Origin of the sequence: Limnohabitans simekii (SeqCode), assembly GCF_965234735.1 — a bacterium.
GTDB classification, from domain to species: Bacteria; Pseudomonadota; Gammaproteobacteria; order Burkholderiales; family Burkholderiaceae_C; genus Limnohabitans; species Limnohabitans simekii.
Genome location: NZ_OZ248543.1, coordinates 145,767 through 162,660 on the forward strand (window position 1 = coordinate 145,767; position 16,894 = coordinate 162,660).

The window sequence follows — 16,894 nt, forward strand, 5'->3', positions numbered from 1 at the left end:
AACTGGCAAAAAACCAGGATCGCTGGCAACCTTCCAACAACCGATAAGTGTGAGCGTTTCAAAGCTTTTGCGTATTTCCAGAAAGGAGGTGATCCAGCCGCACCTTCCGATACGGCTACCTTGTTACGACTTCACCCCAGTCACGAACCCTGCCGTGGTAATCGCCCTCCTTGCGGTTAGGCTAACTACTTCTGGCAGAACCCGCTCCCATGGTGTGACGGGCGGTGTGTACAAGACCCGGGAACGTATTCACCGCGACATTCTGATCCGCGATTACTAGCGATTCCGACTTCACGCAGTCGAGTTGCAGACTGCGATCCGGACTACGACTGGTTTTATGGGATTAGCTCCCCCTCGCGGGTTGGCAACCCTCTGTACCAGCCATTGTATGACGTGTGTAGCCCCACCTATAAGGGCCATGAGGACTTGACGTCATCCCCACCTTCCTCCGGTTTGTCACCGGCAGTCTCATTAGAGTGCCCTTTCGTAGCAACTAATGACAAGGGTTGCGCTCGTTGCGGGACTTAACCCAACATCTCACGACACGAGCTGACGACAGCCATGCAGCACCTGTGTTACGGTTCTCTTTCGAGCACGAAACCATCTCTGGTAACTTCCGTACATGTCAAAGGTGGGTAAGGTTTTTCGCGTTGCATCGAATTAAACCACATCATCCACCGCTTGTGCGGGTCCCCGTCAATTCCTTTGAGTTTCAACCTTGCGGCCGTACTCCCCAGGCGGTCAACTTCACGCGTTAGCTTCGTTACTGAGTCAGTGAAGACCCAACAACCAGTTGACATCGTTTAGGGCGTGGACTACCAGGGTATCTAATCCTGTTTGCTCCCCACGCTTTCGTGCATGAGCGTCAGTGCAGGCCCAGGGGATTGCCTTCGCCATCGGTGTTCCTCCGCATATCTACGCATTTCACTGCTACACGCGGAATTCCATCCCCCTCTGCCGCACTCTAGCTATACAGTCACATATGCAGTTCCCAGGTTGAGCCCGGGGATTTCACATTTGTCTTATATAACCGCCTGCGCACGCTTTACGCCCAGTAATTCCGATTAACGCTTGCACCCTACGTATTACCGCGGCTGCTGGCACGTAGTTAGCCGGTGCTTATTCTTACGGTACCGTCATGGACCCTGGGTATTAGCCAAGGCTTTTTCGTTCCGTACAAAAGCAGTTTACAACCCGAAGGCCTTCGTCCTGCACGCGGAATGGCTGGATCAGGCTTGCGCCCATTGTCCAAAATTCCCCACTGCTGCCTCCCGTAGGAGTCTGGGCCGTGTCTCAGTCCCAGTGTGGCTGGTCGTCCTCTCAGACCAGCTACAGATCGTTGGCTTGGTGAGCCTTTACCCCACCAACTACCTAATCTGATATCGGCCGCTCCAATCGCGCGAGGTCTTGCGATCCCCCGCTTTCATCCGTAGATCGTATGCGGTATTAGCGTAACTTTCGCTACGTTATCCCCCACGACTGGGCACGTTCCGATATATTACTCACCCGTTCGCCACTCGCCACCAGGGTTGCCCCCGTGCTGCCGTTCGACTTGCATGTGTAAAGCATTCCGCCAGCGTTCAATCTGAGCCAGGATCAAACTCTATAGTTCGATCTTGATAGTTTTTTGTCTCTTTCGAGACCACTCATTAAAAACGGAATTGAAGTGAACTTCACTTCTATCTTCATGAGCGTTTTAAGTCTTGCGACTCGGTTACTAGAACCTGGCAATCGCCTTAAAACGCCCACGCTTATCGGCTGTAATTTGTTAATGAACTTTGGTCTTGCGACCTGCTCTGCTGCGATCAGCTGAGCCCGCTAGTCTAACACTGTTTTTGAAGACCTGTCAAACCTTGGGGTTTTCCCTGCTTTTGCTTCGCTTCGTTTCCGAGTGTTTTCAAAAGCTGAGCCCGCTACTATAGCGCACTTTTTGGCCCCTCCCGGTTTTTTCTCTACAAACTCTTCAGGGAAACGCCCTCCATCTCTCGCAACACCTTGTTTTTATTGAGATTTTGGCCTCGAAATATTTTTGAAATATTTGCTCGCATGAGTTGATTGGCGCCATTTTTTGTCCGTAGTGCTGGGGGTTGAGCAGTTTCCATCGATCCGCTTTAAGGCGATCGCGCTTTGAAGGCTGCCATGCCCGTGATGGGCGTGGCAGCCCTTGATGATGAGCTTTGAAGGGTGCCATGCCCTTGTGGAGCGCTGCAGCTGATGCTGGTGCACTTTGAAGGGCGTTGCCACGCACGTGCTCGGCGCGGCAGTTGATGAGGCACTTTGCAGATCGTTGGTTCGCGAGAATCAGGAGGGTGAAAGTCGTGCAGCTTTAGCGCGTCGGGATAATGCGGTGATGGCTCTCATCACACTACAAGCAGCACAGCTGGCATTTGGCGACGTTCCCCTGCTAGACAAAACCGCCCTTTCCATAGAAACCTTGGAGCGCATTGGCCTGATTGGCCGCAACGGCACCGGCAAGTCTTCTCTCTTGAAGATTTTGGCGGGCATGGAGCACCTGGACGACGGCGTGATCCAGTTTCAGCAAGACTTGAAGCTGGCGTACGTGGCGCAAGAGCCCGTTCTAACCCCAGAGATGACGGTTTTTGACGCGGTGAGCGAGGGTTTGTCGCCCCTGAAAGCGGTGCTGGAGCGCTACTACGCAGGCGAAGGCGACCTCAACGCCTTGCAGAACACCATCGAGATGCAAGACGGCTGGAACTGGGAACAACGCGTGACCGAAACCCTGCAACGCCTGCACTTAGACGCCGACGCCTTGGTGGGCAGCTTGTCTGGCGGCACCAAAAAGCGCGTGGCCTTGGGCCAAGCCTTGGTGACCTTGCCCGACATGCTGCTGTTGGACGAACCCACCAACCACTTGGATTTGGACAGCATCCAGTGGCTGGAAGATTTGTTGGTGGAATTCAAAGGCAGCGTGGTCGTTATCACCCACGACCGCGCATTCTTAGACAAAGTGTCGACCCGCATCGTTGAGCTGGACCGCGGGCATTTGTACTCCTACCAAGGTAATTTCCAAGCTTATTTGTTGACCAAAGAAGCCGAGCTGGCCGCTGAAGCCGTGACCCAAGCCAAAGCCGACAAACTGCTCGCGCAAGAGGAGGTGTGGGTGCGCCGCGGGGTGGAAGCACGCCGCACCCGCTCGGTGGCGCGAATTGCCCGCTTAGAGAAGCTGCGGGCTTCGCGGCAAGCACGGCGCAACACCATGGGCCAGGTGAAAGCCAGTGTGGACGCGGGTTTGCCCAGCGGAAAAATTGTGGCCGAGTTGACCGACGTGACCATGTCCTTTGGCGACAAAACGGTGGTGAACAACTTCAGCGCCACCTTGCTGCGCGGCGACAAAGTGGGATTGGTAGGCCCGAACGGCGCAGGCAAAACTACCTTGCTCAAACTCATCTTGGGTGAGCTGCAAGCCAGCAGCGGCAAGGTGCGCCAAGGCGCGAATTTGCAAGTGGCCTATTTCGACCAAATGCGCAACGCCTTGGACCTGGACGCCACGTTGGAAGACTTCATCAGCCCGGGCAGCGAATGGATCGAGATTGGCAGCCAGCGCCAGCACGTGAAAAGCTATTTAGGCGATTTTTTATTTTCGCCAGCACGTGCCAATTCGCCGGTGCGCACCCTCTCGGGCGGTGAGCGCAACCGCTTGCTGTTGGCGCGTTTGTTCGCCCGCCCTGCCAATGTGCTGGTGCTGGACGAACCCACCAACGACTTGGACATCGACACCCTGGAACTGCTGGAAGAGTTGCTGCAAAACTACCCTGGCACCGTGTTTTTGGTCAGCCACGACCGCGCCTTTTTGGACAATGTGGTCACCAGCACCATCGCCTACGAGGGCGACGGCCATTGGCGCGAGTACGAAGGCGGCGTGCAAGATTGGTTGCTGCAGTCCAACCGCGCCAAAGTGTGGTCGCAAAAAGTGGCGGACATCAAACCCGCGCCTGCAGCCGGAAAAAGCACGGCAAGTGCAGGTTCAAAGACATCTGCTGGTACAGGTGAGGCGGCGAATGCAGGCAATGGGCAAGCTTCGCAGGCGCAGCATGAGACCCATCAATCTGTCCCTGCCAAAGCCCCCGTCAAAAAACTCAGCTTCAAGGAACAGCGCGAATACGACAGCCTGCCTGGCCTGATTGAAGCTTTAGAACAAGAACAAGTCGCCTTGAACAACGCCTTGGCCGACGGCAGCTTGTATGTCAGCGACCCCCAAGGCGCGGCCGAGAAAGCAGCGCGGGTGGCGCAGATTGACGATGAATTGCTGGACGCCATGGAACGCTGGGAGGCTTTGAGCCAACGCGTCCCCGCCGCATGACGCCCAAAGAACGACAGGGCATGTGGTTTGGCCTGCTTGGGGTGATGACCTTTGCCGTGACCTTGCCGGTCACCCGCTTGGCGGTGGGCACACCTGAAGACCCGCATCTGTCGGGTGTGTTTGTGGCCATGGGTCGTGCAGCAGTGGCGGGCATCTTGTCGATTGTCTACCTGTGGTTCACCAAGGCGGCCTGGCCGCAGCGCTGTGACATCAAGGGTTTGGGGCTGGTGGCGGTGGGTGTGGTGTTTGGTTTTCCTCTCTTCACTTCCCTGGCCATGCGGTATGTGGAAGCCTCCCATGCCAGCGTCATCACAGGCGTGCTGCCCCTGGCCACCGCAGCACTGGCGGCGGTGATGAACCGCCAGCGCCCGTCTCTGGGGTTTTGGGTCTGCGCCGTCACCGGCACGGCCTTGGTGGTGAGTTTTGCATTGCTGCGCTCGGGCCAAGCCGGTTTGGCCTTGCATTTGGCCGATGTGTTGTTGCTGTGCGCCATGGCGTTTGCCGCCGTGGGTTACGCCTGGGGTTCGCGCATGTCACAAACCATGGGGGCCGAGCAGGTGATCTGCTGGGCGCTGGTGTTGTCGTTGCCGGTCACCGTGCCGCTGGCTTGGTGGAGTCAACCCATCACCACGGTGCCTTGGACCGCGTGGGCAGGTTTTGCTTATGTGTGTTTGTTCTCAATGTGGCTCGGATTCTTCGCTTGGTACCGTGGCCTGGCCATGGGCGGCACGGTGCGGGTGAGCCAAATCCAGTTGCTGCAACCGTTTTTGGGCATGTTGGTGGCCATCCCCGTGCTGGGCGAACGCTTGGACGCCCTCACCGTCGGCTTTGGCTTGGCCGTTGTCGCCACTGTTTTCATCAGCCGCCAAATGGCCGTTCACCGTTCATAGAATGCCCAGCATGGGAACTCTTTATTTGGTGCGCCACGGCCAGGCCTCGTTTGGTGCCGACGATTACGACAATCTGTCGCCGCTGGGCCACCAGCAAAGCCAGCGTTTGGGCGCGTATTTCCGCGAACGCGGTCTGCAATTTGAAGCCGTGTTGATGGGCAGCTTGAAGCGGCATCGGCAAACCTGGGAAGGCATTCAAACCGGCATGCAAGCGCCCCATTTACAGCCTTTGGTCTGGCCGGGTTTGAACGAGTACGACAGCCATGCGGTGATCCACACCATCCACCCCGAGCCCTTGGCCAAACCCGACACGCCCGCGCTGTACAAGCACCATTTCGGCCTGCTGCGCAAAGGCTTGCAAGCCTGGATGCGGGCTCAAACCCAACCCCAAGGCATGCCTGCATTCAGTGAGTTTGTGCAAGGCATCCAGGACGCTTTGGCCCATGTGCGGGCGCAGCACAGCGGCGATGTGTTGATGGTGTCGAGTGGCGGGCCGATTTCAACGGCAGTGGGCACGCTCTTGGGCACACCGCCCGATAGCATGATCGAGATGAACATGCGGATTCGCAACACAGCGGTGAGTGAGTTGGTGTTCAACCCGAAGCGCCACACGCTGGTGAGCTTCAACACCATCAACCACTTGGATGCGCCCGCCTACAAGGATTGGGTGACGTTCACTTAAATCAACGGCTCAAAGCGCATCAACTCTTGCAGCAACTTGGCCAATTGCACCCCCACAGCGTCGAGCAGCGCTTGGCCTTTGGCAGCGGTGGCTGCCGCCGCGTTGCCGGCTGCGCCATGCGGGTTGTAGTCCTGCATGTGCCAGCCCAGCTTGGCGCTTTGGCCGTTGCCCAAGAGTTCAAAATCTTTGGCCCGCTGCTCTGAGCTGGACGCTAACACTTGGGCCTCCTCCATGCGCACTTTGTGCGGCGCGATGGCCAGCATGAGCGAGGTTTCGATGTCGCCGCCGTGCACCCCAAAGCGCTGCTCGTGGGCGTCAAACGCTTGCAGCGCCTCGCCCAAGGGCAATTGGTACCAGCTGCTGCTGAACACCGTGAGGCCGCAGTGGCCGCGCAGTTCACGCCCCACCACATCCATCAAAGCCACGTTGCCGCCGTGCGCATTGAAGAGCAAGAGTTTTTTGATGCCGGTGCGAGCCACCGACTCGCCCAGGCTGCACCATTGCTCGATGACCGAAGCCGGTGAAAAACTCAAGGTACCGTCGTAAGCGCTGTGCTCGCTGCTCAAACCCACGGTTTGGGTGGGCAACAACAACACCGGATCAGACGGCTGCAAATGCGACATCGCCGCAGCCAGCATGGCGTTGACCAGATCGGTGTCCACCGACAAAGGCAGGTGCGGCCCGTGTTGTTCAGTAGCGCCCAACGGCAAGACAGCCACGGTGTGTGCCGCGTCAAGTTCGGCAAAGTCGGTGGTGTTGCAATCGGCCCAATGGCGAGGAATGTCCTTCATGCGCAGCATCTTAAGGGCTTGGGTAACATGGGATTGATGCCACTGAAAGACATTTTGACCTCGCCCTCCATGACATTTCACGCCTTGCGCCAGCACTTTGGCAAGCCACTTCAGGTGCTGGCCGTTTTTCTCACCGCTGTGTTGTGGTCGGCTGCCAGCCCTGCGCAAAGCCTTTCTTCTGCCGTCGTCACCACGCCGCAAGTGCGGGCCGAGTTGGTGGCGCATGCGCCGCAAGGCGTGCAAGCCGGTCAAAGCCTGATGCTGGGTTTGCTGTTGAAACACCAGCCGGGCTGGCACACCTACTGGCTCAACCCCGGCGACAGTGGCTTGGCCACCCAACTGAATTGGACGCTGCCGCCAGGCTTGAAGGCCGGGCCCACCTTGTGGCCAATTCCGGGCATGATTCCCGTGGCCAACATGGTGAACCATGGCTATGAAAACCAGGTGTTGTTGGGCACGCAAGTGCAGATCGACAAGGGCTTCAAACCCGCGCAAACACTCGAGATTCGCCTGAACGCCGAATGGCTGGTGTGCAAAGAAGAATGCATTCCACAGTCGGGGCAATTTGTCTTGACGCTGAACCCACAAGCCAGCACCGCCGGTCACGCCGCCGACTTTGCCGCGCTGCTGGAACAGCAACCCACCACCCTGCAACCGGCCACCCAAACCGCCAGTTTCAAGGGCCAAGCCCTGAGCCTGAACATCCAAGGACTGCCGGCTGCGGTGCAGGGCCGAGCGTTGAAGGCCTATGCCCAAAGCCCGGAAGTCTTGGCCAGCGGCTTGGGGCTGGCTGGCACCAAAGCCGCTTGGCAAAACGGCCAATGGCAACTCGATGCGCCCTTGCACACCTTTCGCAGCAGCACGCCCAACACGGTTGGCTTGCTGTTGGTGGATGACAGCACACCCATGCCTCAAGCTTGGACGGTGCAACTGAAAATCCAAGGCGACTGGCCCGCCCTGCCCAAACCGGCTGCGCCCCTGGCGGCTGAATCCAAGTCGTCCGCCAGTTCTGCAACAGCCAAGCCCCCAACCAGCTTGCCCCCGGCCAGCACCTGGGCCTTGCTCAGCGCCATGCTGGGCGCCTTGGTGGGCGGTTTGTTGCTCAACCTCATGCCCTGCGTCTTGCCGGTGCTGGCCATCAAACTGCTGAGCCTGAGCCAGCCCTCGGTCACCGCCTCTATGCGGCGCGGCATTGGGCTGGCCTACACCTTGGGCGTGTTGCTGAGCATGCTGGGGCTGGCGCTGTTGGTGATGGCGATTCGTGCCAGCGGCGAGCAACTCGGCTGGGGCTTTCAATTGCAGTCGCCCTGGGTGGTGGTGGTGCTGTCTTTGTTGTTCACGCTGATTGCTTTGAATTTGTTTGGCGTGTTGCATGTGCGTGCGGCTTGGGCCAGCGGTTTGGCCGCGCAGTTGGCGCGACACCCTTTGGCGGATGCCTTGCTGTCGGGCGTGTTGGCAGTGGTGGTGGCCGCGCCTTGCACCGCGCCTTTCATGGGGGCGTCGGTGGGTTTGGCCTTCACCTTGCCCGCTTGGCAAGGCCTGGTCATCTTCCTGAGTTTGGGGCTGGGCTTGGCACTGCCGTTTTTGCTGGCCTGCTGGTGGCCGGTGGCCGCCGATTGGCTGCCGCGCCCCGGCGCTTGGATGGTGACTTTGCGCCAAGCCCTGGGTTTCCCCATGCTGGCCACCGTGGTTTGGCTGTTGTGGGTGCTGGGTCAGCAAACCAGCATCGACGCCAGCGCGGTGTTGCTGGCCGCGCTCATCGCTTTCAGCGGACTGGTGTGGGCGCTAGGCTTGAGCAACGGCCGCAACATCACCGCCAGCGTGTTTGCTGTTCTCTTGGCGTGGTTGCTGTGGGTCTGGGGGCCCGTCATCACCCGGGAAGCGCCCCTTGCCGACTCGCCCACGGCCAGCGCCTCTGTGTGGCAGCCATGGTCTGTTGACAAAGTGGCGCAGGCCCATGCCAATGGCCAAACCGTGTTCATTGATTTCACCGCCGCTTGGTGCGTCACCTGCCAGGTGAACAAGCAAACCACCTTGCGCGACCCGCAGGTGCTGCAAGCTTTTGCCGACAAAAAAGTGGTGTTGCTGCGTGCCGACTGGACCCGCCAAGACCCGGCCATCAGCGCCGCCTTGAACCAATTGGGCCGCAGCGGCGTACCGGTCTATGTGTTGCAAGCGCCCGGGAAAGCGCCGCAATTGCTGCCCGAGCTGCTCACACCCACCTTGGTGTTGGCAGCGCTGACCGCGCTTTGAGTGTCAACCTCGGGTGACACCCGAGTGCAAACCCTTGCGCGCCTGCCACAATAGGTGCATGAACAAACCGCTCCAAAACGACAGCTTCCTCAAAGCCTGCCTGCGTCAGGCCACCGACCACACCCCCGTTTGGCTGATGCGCCAAGCAGGCCGGTATTTGCCCGAGTACTGCGCCACCCGCGCCAAGGCGGGCAGCTTCATGGGCTTGGCCACCAACGTGGACTACGCCACCGAAGTCACCTTGCAGCCGCTGGACCGCTATCCGCTGGACGCGTCCATTTTGTTCTCCGACATCCTGACCGTCCCGGACGCCATGGGTTTGGGCCTGTCGTTCGCACAAGGCGAAGGCCCCAAATTTGAAAAAGTGGTGCGGGATGAAGCCGCGGTGGCGGCGCTGGCGGTGCCGGACATGCACAAGTTGCAATATGTGTTTGATGCGGTCACCAGTATTCGCAAAGCCTTGAACGGCCGCGTGCCCCTGATTGGTTTCTCGGGCAGTCCCTGGACGCTGGCTTGCTACATGGTGGAGGGCGGCGGCTCGGACGACTACCGTTTGGTCAAAAGCCTGATGTACAGCCGACCCGACCTGATGCACCGCATCTTGGCCATCAACGCCGACGCCGTGGCGCTCTACCTGAACACGCAAATTCAGGCTGGTGCCCAAGCCGTGATGGTGTTTGACAGCTGGGGCGGCGTGCTGGCCGACGGCGCATTCCAAGCATTCAGCCTGGCCTACACCCGCCGTGTGCTGGCGCAGTTGCAGCGCAGCCAAGACGGCGCGGTGATTCCACGCCTGGTCTTCACCAAAGGCGGCGGTTTGTGGCTGTCCGAGATGGCCGACCTCGACTGCGAGGTGCTGGGCCTGGACTGGACCGTGAATTTGGCCAAAGCCCGTGCCATGGTGGGCGGCCCCGTCGGCGGCCCCGGCAAGGCGCTGCAAGGCAACATCGACCCGAACGTGCTGTTTGCGCCGCCCGAGGCGATTGCCGCCCAGGTGCGCAGCGTGCTCGACAGCTTTGGTCAACCCCACACCGACCCGCACACCAGCGGCCCGACCCACATCTTCAACCTCGGCCACGGCATCAGCCAGTTCACCCCACCCGAGCATGTCAGCGCCTTGGTCGAAGCCGTGCACAGCCACTCCAAAAAGCTGCGTCAAAGCAGTTAAACAGTCAGAATTGTCAAAAAGTTTTAGCCTGGTTTCTTCACTTATGCACAAATTTTTGGCGACTGCTTAACTTAGTGCTTACACTTGAAAAAAATTTTCAGTGCCTCAGTTTTTTTGTAAGTGCTTGATTCATAAGGACTCCCGGCGCTGCTGATTTTTCGGGCAATGTGTTCAAAGCCCTGCAAAATCGGGCTTTGCGCCAGAGTCTGACAAGCTGTCAACAAAGTTATCCACAGAAATTCTGGATGACCCCCAAACCCATTGCATATCAACCACTTAGCGCCCTTAATGAAGATTTGTCCGAATAACAAAGCGCAACTGGGGGCTTGACAGATTGGAAGAAATCTCTGTTTTGCTTCCCACCCCGGCCTACAGCCGCTTGACCGGGCCGTTGAGCTACAGCCATCCCAGCGCTTTGCCGCCGGGCAGTTTGGTGCGGGTGCCCTTGGGCGCGCGAGACAGTTTGGGTCTGGTTTGGCCCCGCGCCGAAGCAGGCGCCGCCAACCCGGCCCCGCCAGAACGGGTGCTCAAACCCATCGCCCAGGTGCTGGACGTCATCCCCCCGCTGTTAGCGCATTGGCTGCAACTGGTGGACTTTGCCGCCCACTATTACCAGCGCTCGGTCGGCGAATTCGCGCTGGCCTGTCTGCCGCCGCAGTTGCGCGAGGTCAGCGCCGAGCAATTGGCACGAAAACTGAAAAAACATAATAAAATCAATGACTTAGATATTTCTCAAACCAAAACACCACCCGTACTCACGACCGAACAAGCCACAGCACTGGCGCGTTTGGACAGCGACCCGGGGCCATTTGTGCTGCACGGCAACACCGGCAGCGGCAAAACCGAGGTGTATTTGCGCCGCGCCGCCTTGGTGTTGGCGCAAGACCCGCTGGCCCAGGTGCTGATGCTGGTGCCCGAAATCAACCTGACGCCCCAGCTGGAAGAGCGGGTGCGGCAGCGGTTTGCCAACCTTGGCGAGGCCGCCATCGTGTCCATGCACAGCGGCATGACGCCCGCCCAGCGCTTGAACAGCTGGCTCAGCGCCCACACCGGCCAAGCCCGCTTGGTGCTGGGCACCCGCATGGCGGTGCTGGCCTCGATGCCGCACCTGCGGCTGATCGTGGTGGATGAAGAACACGACCCCAGCTACAAACAGCAAGAAGGGGCACGTTATTCAGCGCGGGATTTGGCGGTCTACCGCGGTCAACTCGACCAAGCGCAAGTGATATTAGGCTCGGCCACGCCGTCGCTGGAGAGCTGGCACCACAGCCGCCCTGCCGTGCCGGGCGAACCCGCGCCGCGCTACCAGCGCTTGGCCATGCCCAGCCGTGTCGGCTCGGGGGCCTTGCCCTTGCTGCGGCGCGTGGACATGAACAAGCAGCCGCGCAAAACCCTGGTGTCAGCCCCTTTGTTGGCGGCCATGCGCGAGCGCTTGGCGCGGCAAGAGCAGGTGCTGTTGTTGCTCAACCGCCGTGGTTATGCGCCGGTATTGCATTGCGCTTCCTGCGGCTGGAAAAGCGAATGCCCGCATTGCAGTGCCTACCGGGTGTTCCACAAGGCCGACCGCACGCTGCGCTGCCACCATTGCAGCCTGACCCAACCCGTGCCGCGGGCTTGCCCGGGCTGTGGCAACCAAGACATCGGCTCGTTTGGCCACGGCACCGAACGGCTGGAAGAGCATTTGGCCGAGCTGTTGGCGGACATGAAACGCCCCGATGGATCGGCGTTGCGCATCGCCCGCATCGATGCGGACTCCATCCGTTTGAAAGGCGAGTTGGTGCGCCAGTTGGCCGAGGTGCATGACGGCGACGTCGATGTGTTGGTGGGCACGCAAATGGTGGCCAAGGGCCATGACTTTCGCCGCGTCACCCTGGTGGCGGCCTTGAACCCCGACGGTGCTTTGTTTTCCGCCGACTTTCGCGCCCCCGAGCGCCTGTTCTCCTTGCTGATGCAAGCGGCTGGACGGGCGGGCCGCGACGCCGAACTGTCGGATGCCAGTCCGTGCGAAATGTGGGTGCAAACCTTTCACCCGGCGCACCCGCTGTTTGAAACCTTGAAGCAACACGATTTCGCGGCCTTCGCCGAGCAGCAATTGCGCGAGCGCAGCCAAGCCGGTTTGCCACCGTTCACCTTCCAAGCGCTGGTGCGGGCCGAGGCGCGCAGCCAAGAAGCGGCGCAAGATTTTTTGAATGCCGCCCGCCAAGCCGGTGACACCTGGCTGGCCGAGTTGGAGCTGGCCGTCACCCTCTACCCGGCGGTACCGATGAGCATGCAACGCGTGGCCAATGTGGAACGGGCGCAAATGCTGATTGAATCGGGTTCGCGCCGCGCCTTGCAGCATTTCTTGGCCGCGTGGCAAGCCGATTTGCAGCATTTACGCGCCAGCCACAAGGCGGTGCTGCGTTGGGCCATCGACGTGGATCCGCTGGCGATTTGAGAAAATCCATTTGTCAGTCCAGCTCACGGCGCTGCACCCCCGGCTCGGTAAGATCCCTCCCCCTATGACCGCCTCTCTCAATCTCCCGCAGCTGGAAGCGGTTCACCATGTGCAAGGCCCGTGTTTGGTGTTGGCCGGTGCGGGCTCCGGCAAAACCCGCGTCATCACCCACAAAATCGGCCACCTGATTCAGCTTGGCCTCGAGCCCGAACGCATCGCCGCCATCACCTTCACCAACAAAGCCGCCGCCGAGATGCGCGACCGCGCCAAGCAGTTGGTGGGGCGCGAGGCGCAAAAGGTGTTGATTTGCACTTTCCACGCCTTGGGGGTGCGCATGTTGCGGCAAAACGGCGACGCGCTGGGCCTGAAAAACAACTTCAGCATCTTGGACACCGATGACGTGACGTCCATCCTGAAAGACGCGGGTGGCACCACCGATGCGGCCACGGCCCGCCAATGGCAATGGGCCATCAGCCTGTGGAAAAACCAAGGTCTGAACGCCGCCATGGCCGAGGCGCAAGCCAGCAACGACAACGAACGCATCACCGCCCGCATCATGGCGCGGTACGAAGAACGCCTGACGGCCTACCAAAGCGTCGACTTTGACGACCTGATTGGCCTGCCCCTGAAACTGCTGCAACAACACCCCGAGGTGCTGGCCCAGTGGCAGCAGCAGATGGGCCATGTGCTGGTGGACGAGTACCAAGACACCAACGCCACCCAGTACACCTTGCTCAAGCTGTTGGTGGGCGAGCGGGCCCGCTTCACCGCGGTGGGCGACGACGACCAATCCATCTACGGCTGGCGCGGCGCCACTTTGGACAACCTGCAGCAACTGCCCAACGATTTCCCCGCGCTCAAGGTGGTGAAGCTGGAGCAAAACTACCGCTCCACCTCGGCCATTTTGCAAGCCGCCAACAACGTGATTGGCCCCAACCCCAAGCTGTTTCCGAAAACGCTTTTTTCAGAATTGGGCGCAGGCGAGCCAGTGCGGGTGATTGACGCCGACAACGAAGAGCACGAGGCCGAGCGCATCGTCAACCGCATCCAAAGCCTGCGGGCGGGCAACGAGACCGGCGAAGGCGTGAGCCAGTTCCGCGCTTGGAAAGACTTCGCGGTGCTTTACCGCGCCAACCACCAGTCGCGCATGTTGGAAAAAGCCTTTCGCAAAGCCGCCATCCCCTACAAGGTGTCAGGCGGCCAAAGCTTTTTTGACCGCGCCGAAATCCGCGACCTGTGCGCTTGGCTGCGCTTGTGGGTGAACAACGATGACGACCCGGCGTTTTTGCGCTGCGTCACCACGCCCAAACGCGGCATTGGCCACACCAGCTTGCAAAAGCTGGGTGAGTTCGCCAACAAATACCGCATCAGCCTGTTCGAAGCCGTGTTCAGCCATTCGCTGGGCGCGGCCCTGCCCACCCGCGCGGTGGAAAGCCTGCAAGCCTTTGGCAACGAGATCAACGATTTGCAATTTCGCGCCCGCCACACCCAAGGCGCTGAAGCGGCGCTGGCGCTGTTGCTGCAGTGGCTCAAAGACATCGACTACGAAAAGCATTTGTACGACGGCGAGGAAAGCGAGAAGCTGGCCGCCGCCCGCTGGGCGAATGTGATGGATTTCATCGACTGGATGGCCAAGCGCTGTGGCGGCGAGGTGGACGACACCGCCGGTGTGAGCCTGGTGAGCGAAGCAAAAAGCCTGCTGGAGGTAGCGCAAACCATCGCGCTCTTGTCGACGCTGTCCGAGCGGGACAAAGACCAAGACGTGGTGACCTTGTCCACCTTGCACGCCGCCAAAGGCCTCGAGTGGCCACACGTGATGATGGCGGGTGTGAACGAAGGCTTGCTGCCGTTCAAGCCCGAGGAAGATGGCGTCAGCCTGCAACAAGACGCCTTGAATTTGACACGCATTCAGGAAGAGCGTCGCCTGATGTATGTCGGCATCACCCGCGCCCAGCGCAGCCTGATGGTGAGTTGGAGCCGCAAGCGCAAAAAAGGCCGCGAGATGGTGAGCAGCCTGCCCAGCCGCTTCATCGCCGAAATGGCCTTGGATGTGGCCACCACCAAAGAAGACCCGCGCGAGAAATTGCGGGCGTTGCGGGCCGAGTTTGCCAAGCGGGCGGAGGCCGAAAAAGCGCTGGAGAAGCCATGAGCGACTTCATGGACTACCTGCACGAGGTGTTGGCCGACTTCGGCCCGATCACCACCCGCCGCATGTTTGGGGCGCACGGCATCTACCGCGATGGCCTGATGTTTGGCTTGTTGGCGCAAGGGCGTTTGTATTTGAAAACCGACGCCTTGAACCAAGCCGAGTTTGTCGCCGTGCAATCTGAACCCTTCACTTTCGAGCAGCGCGGCAAGCCGGTGAAGCTGTCTTATTGGCTTGCGCCAGAGTTCATCTTGGACGACCGTGCGTTGGCCACGGCTTGGGCGCAAAGCGCTTTTGACGCGGCGCTGCGCAGCCAAGAGGCCAAAGACAAAGGCGGCAGCAAGCCGCCGTGGCGGCGGGCGTAACCAAATCACATTGACGACGAGGGGCGTTTTGGCTATATTTTCTGCACATAACCTGTGTGGATTTTATGAACATCACCTTGTCCGCAGACGCCCAAACCATTGAAAAAGCCCGCCTGGCTGCCCAGCGCATGGGCAAAAGCTTGAACCAAGCCGTGCGCGATCACCTGGAGTACTTGGCGGGCAGTGCCGACCGCAGCCAAGATTGGGCCGACTTCGCGACACGCTGTGTAGAAGAGGGTGGACAACTGCAAGGTTGGCGCTTCAACCGCGACCAAGCCCATGAGCGCTAAGCATCTTGTCCGGGAGCCGCGCCCGCTGACGGTGGCCAAGGGACGTTGTTTCATCGACACCAATGTGCTGGTTTATGCACACGCCAACGACGAGCCACTGAAACAAGCCCGTGCTTTGGCTTTGCTGGGGCAGTTGCATGGTTTGGGTCGGGCGGTTTTGTCCACCCAGGTGTTGCAGGAGTTTTGCAATGTGGCTTTGAAAAAGCTCGGCATAAAGCCACTTCAAGTGCAAACCCAATTGCTTTTTTTGCGTCAATTGGAAGTGGCCGTGGTGTCACCAGATATGTTGGAGCAAGCACTGGACTTGCATCAACAACATCAATTGTCGTTTTATGACGCCCTGATTGTGAGTGCCGCCCAGGCCAGTCGATGCAACACTCTATACAGCGAAGACTTTCAAGCCGGGCAAGTGTTGCGGGGTGTGAAGGTGGTGAATCCGTTTGATGCGTTGATCTAAACCACCCGCAACATCGGCGCATCCGCTTGCCGAGCCGCCACATGGCCCACCACGCAGGCTTGCGCAAAACCATGCTGGGCCAACACCGCCATCACTTGCGGCAAAGCGCCAGGCGCACAACTCACCAGCAAGCCGCCGCTGGTTTGCGGGTCGCTCAGCAAGGCCTGATCGACCGCGCCAAAGCCCTGGGGTAACGCCACTTCCGCGCCATAGCCCGCCCAGTTGCGACCTGAAGCACCGGTGATGAAGCCTGCTGTGGCGAGTTCACGCACACCGTCAAACACCGGTACCGCCGACCAATTCAGCTGCACATCCAGTTTCGAGCCACGCGCCATTTCCAGCGCATGGCCCGCCAAGCCAAAGCCAGTCACATCGGTCAAGGCATGCACGCCCTCCAAGGCCGCCAAATCCGGGCCCGGGGTGTTCAAACGCGTGGTCGAGTCAATCATCTGTGCGTACATGGCCGCAGACAGTTGTTCTTTTTTCAGCGCGGCGGACATGACGCCGACACCGATGGGCTTGCCCAGCACCAACACATCGCCTGCTTGCGCCGAGGCATTGCGTTTGATGTGCGAGGGTTGCGCCAAACCCAAGGCGACCAAGCCATAAATCGGCTCGACCGAGTCGATGGTGTGGCCACCTGCAATCGGGATGCCCGCCGCCTGACACACGCTGTGGCCGCCTGCCAATATCCGGCCAATGGTAGTGGTGCTCAGCACATTGATCGGCATGCCCACCAAAGCCAGCGCCAGGATGGGTTTGCCGCCCATGGCGTAGACATCCGAGATGGCGTTGGTGGCGGCGATGCGGCCAAAGTCGAACGGGTCGTCGACGATGGGCATGAAGAAATCGGTGGTGGCAATCAGCGCTTGCTGGTCATTCAATTGGTAAACCGCCGCGTCATCGGCGGTGTCCATGCCCACCATGAGTTGTGGCGGCATGGGGAAGCTGGGCATGGCGGCCAAGATGTCGCGCAGCACGCCGGGCGCGATCTTGCAACCACAGCCCCCGCCGTGCGCCAAAGAAGTGAGTCGAGGTTCTTGTTGTGGTGTGGAAGTCATGCGGGCAATCTACCATGCAGCCTCTGGTGCGGC

Annotated in this window: 12 protein-coding genes and 1 rRNA gene; 10 read left to right on the plus strand and 3 right to left on the minus strand. The window is 59.8% G+C overall.

Going from position 1 to position 16,894, the window contains the following annotated elements:
• Positions 1–81: 81 nt before the first annotated feature.
• A 16S ribosomal RNA gene (locus tag AC8GFP_RS09515) occupies positions 82–1,612 on the minus strand.
• A gap of 738 nt (positions 1,613–2,350) precedes the next feature.
• Here AC8GFP_RS09515 and AC8GFP_RS09520 point away from each other — a divergent pair.
• From AC8GFP_RS09520 to AC8GFP_RS09530, 3 genes are read left to right on the plus strand one after another with little or no spacing between them, the layout of a single operon-like run.
• A complete protein-coding gene (locus AC8GFP_RS09520) occupies positions 2,351–4,321 on the plus strand; it encodes an ATP-binding cassette domain-containing protein (protein ID WP_506612585.1) in 1,971 nt (656 codons plus the stop codon).
• The gene (locus tag AC8GFP_RS09525) at positions 4,318–5,211 is read left to right on the plus strand and encodes a DMT family transporter (protein WP_506612588.1); all 894 of its coding nucleotides are present in this window, start codon (positions 4,318–4,320) and stop codon (positions 5,209–5,211) included. Before AC8GFP_RS09520 ends, AC8GFP_RS09525 begins: the two co-directional genes overlap by 4 nt.
• 10 nt (positions 5,212–5,221) lie before the next feature.
• Entirely contained in the window at positions 5,222–5,893 is a 672-nt protein-coding gene (locus AC8GFP_RS09530; protein WP_506612590.1) for a histidine phosphatase family protein, read from the plus strand.
• On the opposite strand, the gene AC8GFP_RS09535 is transcribed toward AC8GFP_RS09530, so the two are convergent.
• A complete protein-coding gene (locus AC8GFP_RS09535) occupies positions 5,890–6,684 on the minus strand; it encodes a creatininase family protein (protein WP_506612592.1) in 795 nt (264 codons plus the stop codon). The two genes, AC8GFP_RS09530 and AC8GFP_RS09535, sit on opposite strands and share 4 nt — an antisense overlap.
• Before the next feature lie 69 nt (positions 6,685–6,753).
• On the opposite strand from AC8GFP_RS09535, the gene AC8GFP_RS09540 reads away from it, so the two are divergent.
• The 7 genes from AC8GFP_RS09540 to AC8GFP_RS09570 all read left to right on the plus strand — a co-directional run bounded on the left by AC8GFP_RS09540 (position 6,754) and on the right by AC8GFP_RS09570 (position 15,800).
• Positions 6,754–8,937: a protein-disulfide reductase DsbD family protein gene (locus AC8GFP_RS09540; RefSeq protein WP_506612594.1), complete on the plus strand. Its 2,184-nt coding sequence runs from the start codon at positions 6,754–6,756 to the stop codon at positions 8,935–8,937.
• 58 nt (positions 8,938–8,995) lie between these two features.
• Positions 8,996–10,105, plus strand: coding sequence for a uroporphyrinogen decarboxylase (hemE, locus tag AC8GFP_RS09545; RefSeq protein WP_506612596.1), 1,110 nt, complete (start codon positions 8,996–8,998; stop codon positions 10,103–10,105).
• 343 nt (positions 10,106–10,448) lie between these two features.
• Positions 10,449–12,542 carry a replication restart helicase PriA gene (gene priA / locus AC8GFP_RS09550; RefSeq protein WP_506612966.1) on the plus strand — a complete coding sequence of 698 codons (2,094 nt, stop codon included), beginning with the start codon at positions 10,449–10,451 and terminating at the stop codon, positions 12,540–12,542.
• A gap of 64 nt (positions 12,543–12,606) precedes the next feature.
• Positions 12,607–14,691, plus strand: a complete 2,085-nt coding sequence (locus AC8GFP_RS09555) for an ATP-dependent helicase (RefSeq protein ID WP_506612599.1) — start codon at positions 12,607–12,609, stop codon at positions 14,689–14,691.
• Positions 14,688–15,053, plus strand: a complete 366-nt coding sequence (locus AC8GFP_RS09560; protein WP_506612600.1) for a TfoX/Sxy family protein — start codon at positions 14,688–14,690, stop codon at positions 15,051–15,053. The genes AC8GFP_RS09555 and AC8GFP_RS09560 overlap by 4 nt, the downstream gene beginning before the upstream one ends.
• A gap of 65 nt (positions 15,054–15,118) precedes the next feature.
• Positions 15,119–15,343 (plus strand): DUF6364 family protein, encoded by a 225-nt coding sequence (locus AC8GFP_RS09565; protein WP_506612602.1) that lies wholly within the window; start codon positions 15,119–15,121, stop codon positions 15,341–15,343.
• Positions 15,333–15,800: a PIN domain-containing protein gene (locus AC8GFP_RS09570; RefSeq protein ID WP_506612604.1), complete on the plus strand. Its 468-nt coding sequence runs from the start codon at positions 15,333–15,335 to the stop codon at positions 15,798–15,800. The genes AC8GFP_RS09565 and AC8GFP_RS09570 overlap by 11 nt, the downstream gene beginning before the upstream one ends.
• Here the strand turns inward: AC8GFP_RS09570 and selD are convergent.
• Positions 15,797–16,861, minus strand: coding sequence for a selenide, water dikinase SelD (selD, locus tag AC8GFP_RS09575; protein ID WP_506612606.1), 1,065 nt, complete (start codon positions 16,859–16,861; stop codon positions 15,797–15,799). The two genes, AC8GFP_RS09570 and selD, sit on opposite strands and share 4 nt — an antisense overlap.
• Between the last annotated feature and the right edge of the window lie 33 nt (positions 16,862–16,894).

Excerpts from the sequence above, each read along its gene's own strand:
- AC8GFP_RS09520 (WP_506612585.1), top strand. The coding sequence starts at position 2,351 with ATGGCTCTCATCACACTACAAGCAGCACAGCTGGCATTTGGCGACGTT.
- AC8GFP_RS09525 (WP_506612588.1), top strand. The coding sequence starts at position 4,318 with ATGACGCCCAAAGAACGACAGGGCATGTGGTTTGGCCTGCTTGGGGTG.
- AC8GFP_RS09530 (WP_506612590.1), top strand. The coding sequence starts at position 5,222 with ATGGGAACTCTTTATTTGGTGCGCCACGGCCAGGCCTCGTTTGGTGCC.
- AC8GFP_RS09535 (WP_506612592.1), bottom strand. The coding sequence starts at position 6,684 with ATGAAGGACATTCCTCGCCATTGGGCCGATTGCAACACCACCGACTTT.
- AC8GFP_RS09540 (WP_506612594.1), top strand. The coding sequence starts at position 6,754 with ATGACATTTCACGCCTTGCGCCAGCACTTTGGCAAGCCACTTCAGGTG.
- hemE (WP_506612596.1), top strand. The coding sequence starts at position 8,996 with ATGAACAAACCGCTCCAAAACGACAGCTTCCTCAAAGCCTGCCTGCGT.
- AC8GFP_RS09555 (WP_506612599.1), top strand. The coding sequence starts at position 12,607 with ATGACCGCCTCTCTCAATCTCCCGCAGCTGGAAGCGGTTCACCATGTG.
- AC8GFP_RS09560 (WP_506612600.1), top strand. The coding sequence starts at position 14,688 with ATGAGCGACTTCATGGACTACCTGCACGAGGTGTTGGCCGACTTCGGC.
- AC8GFP_RS09565 (WP_506612602.1), top strand. The coding sequence starts at position 15,119 with ATGAACATCACCTTGTCCGCAGACGCCCAAACCATTGAAAAAGCCCGC.
- AC8GFP_RS09570 (WP_506612604.1), top strand. The coding sequence starts at position 15,333 with ATGAGCGCTAAGCATCTTGTCCGGGAGCCGCGCCCGCTGACGGTGGCC.
- selD (WP_506612606.1), bottom strand. The coding sequence starts at position 16,861 with ATGACTTCCACACCACAACAAGAACCTCGACTCACTTCTTTGGCGCAC.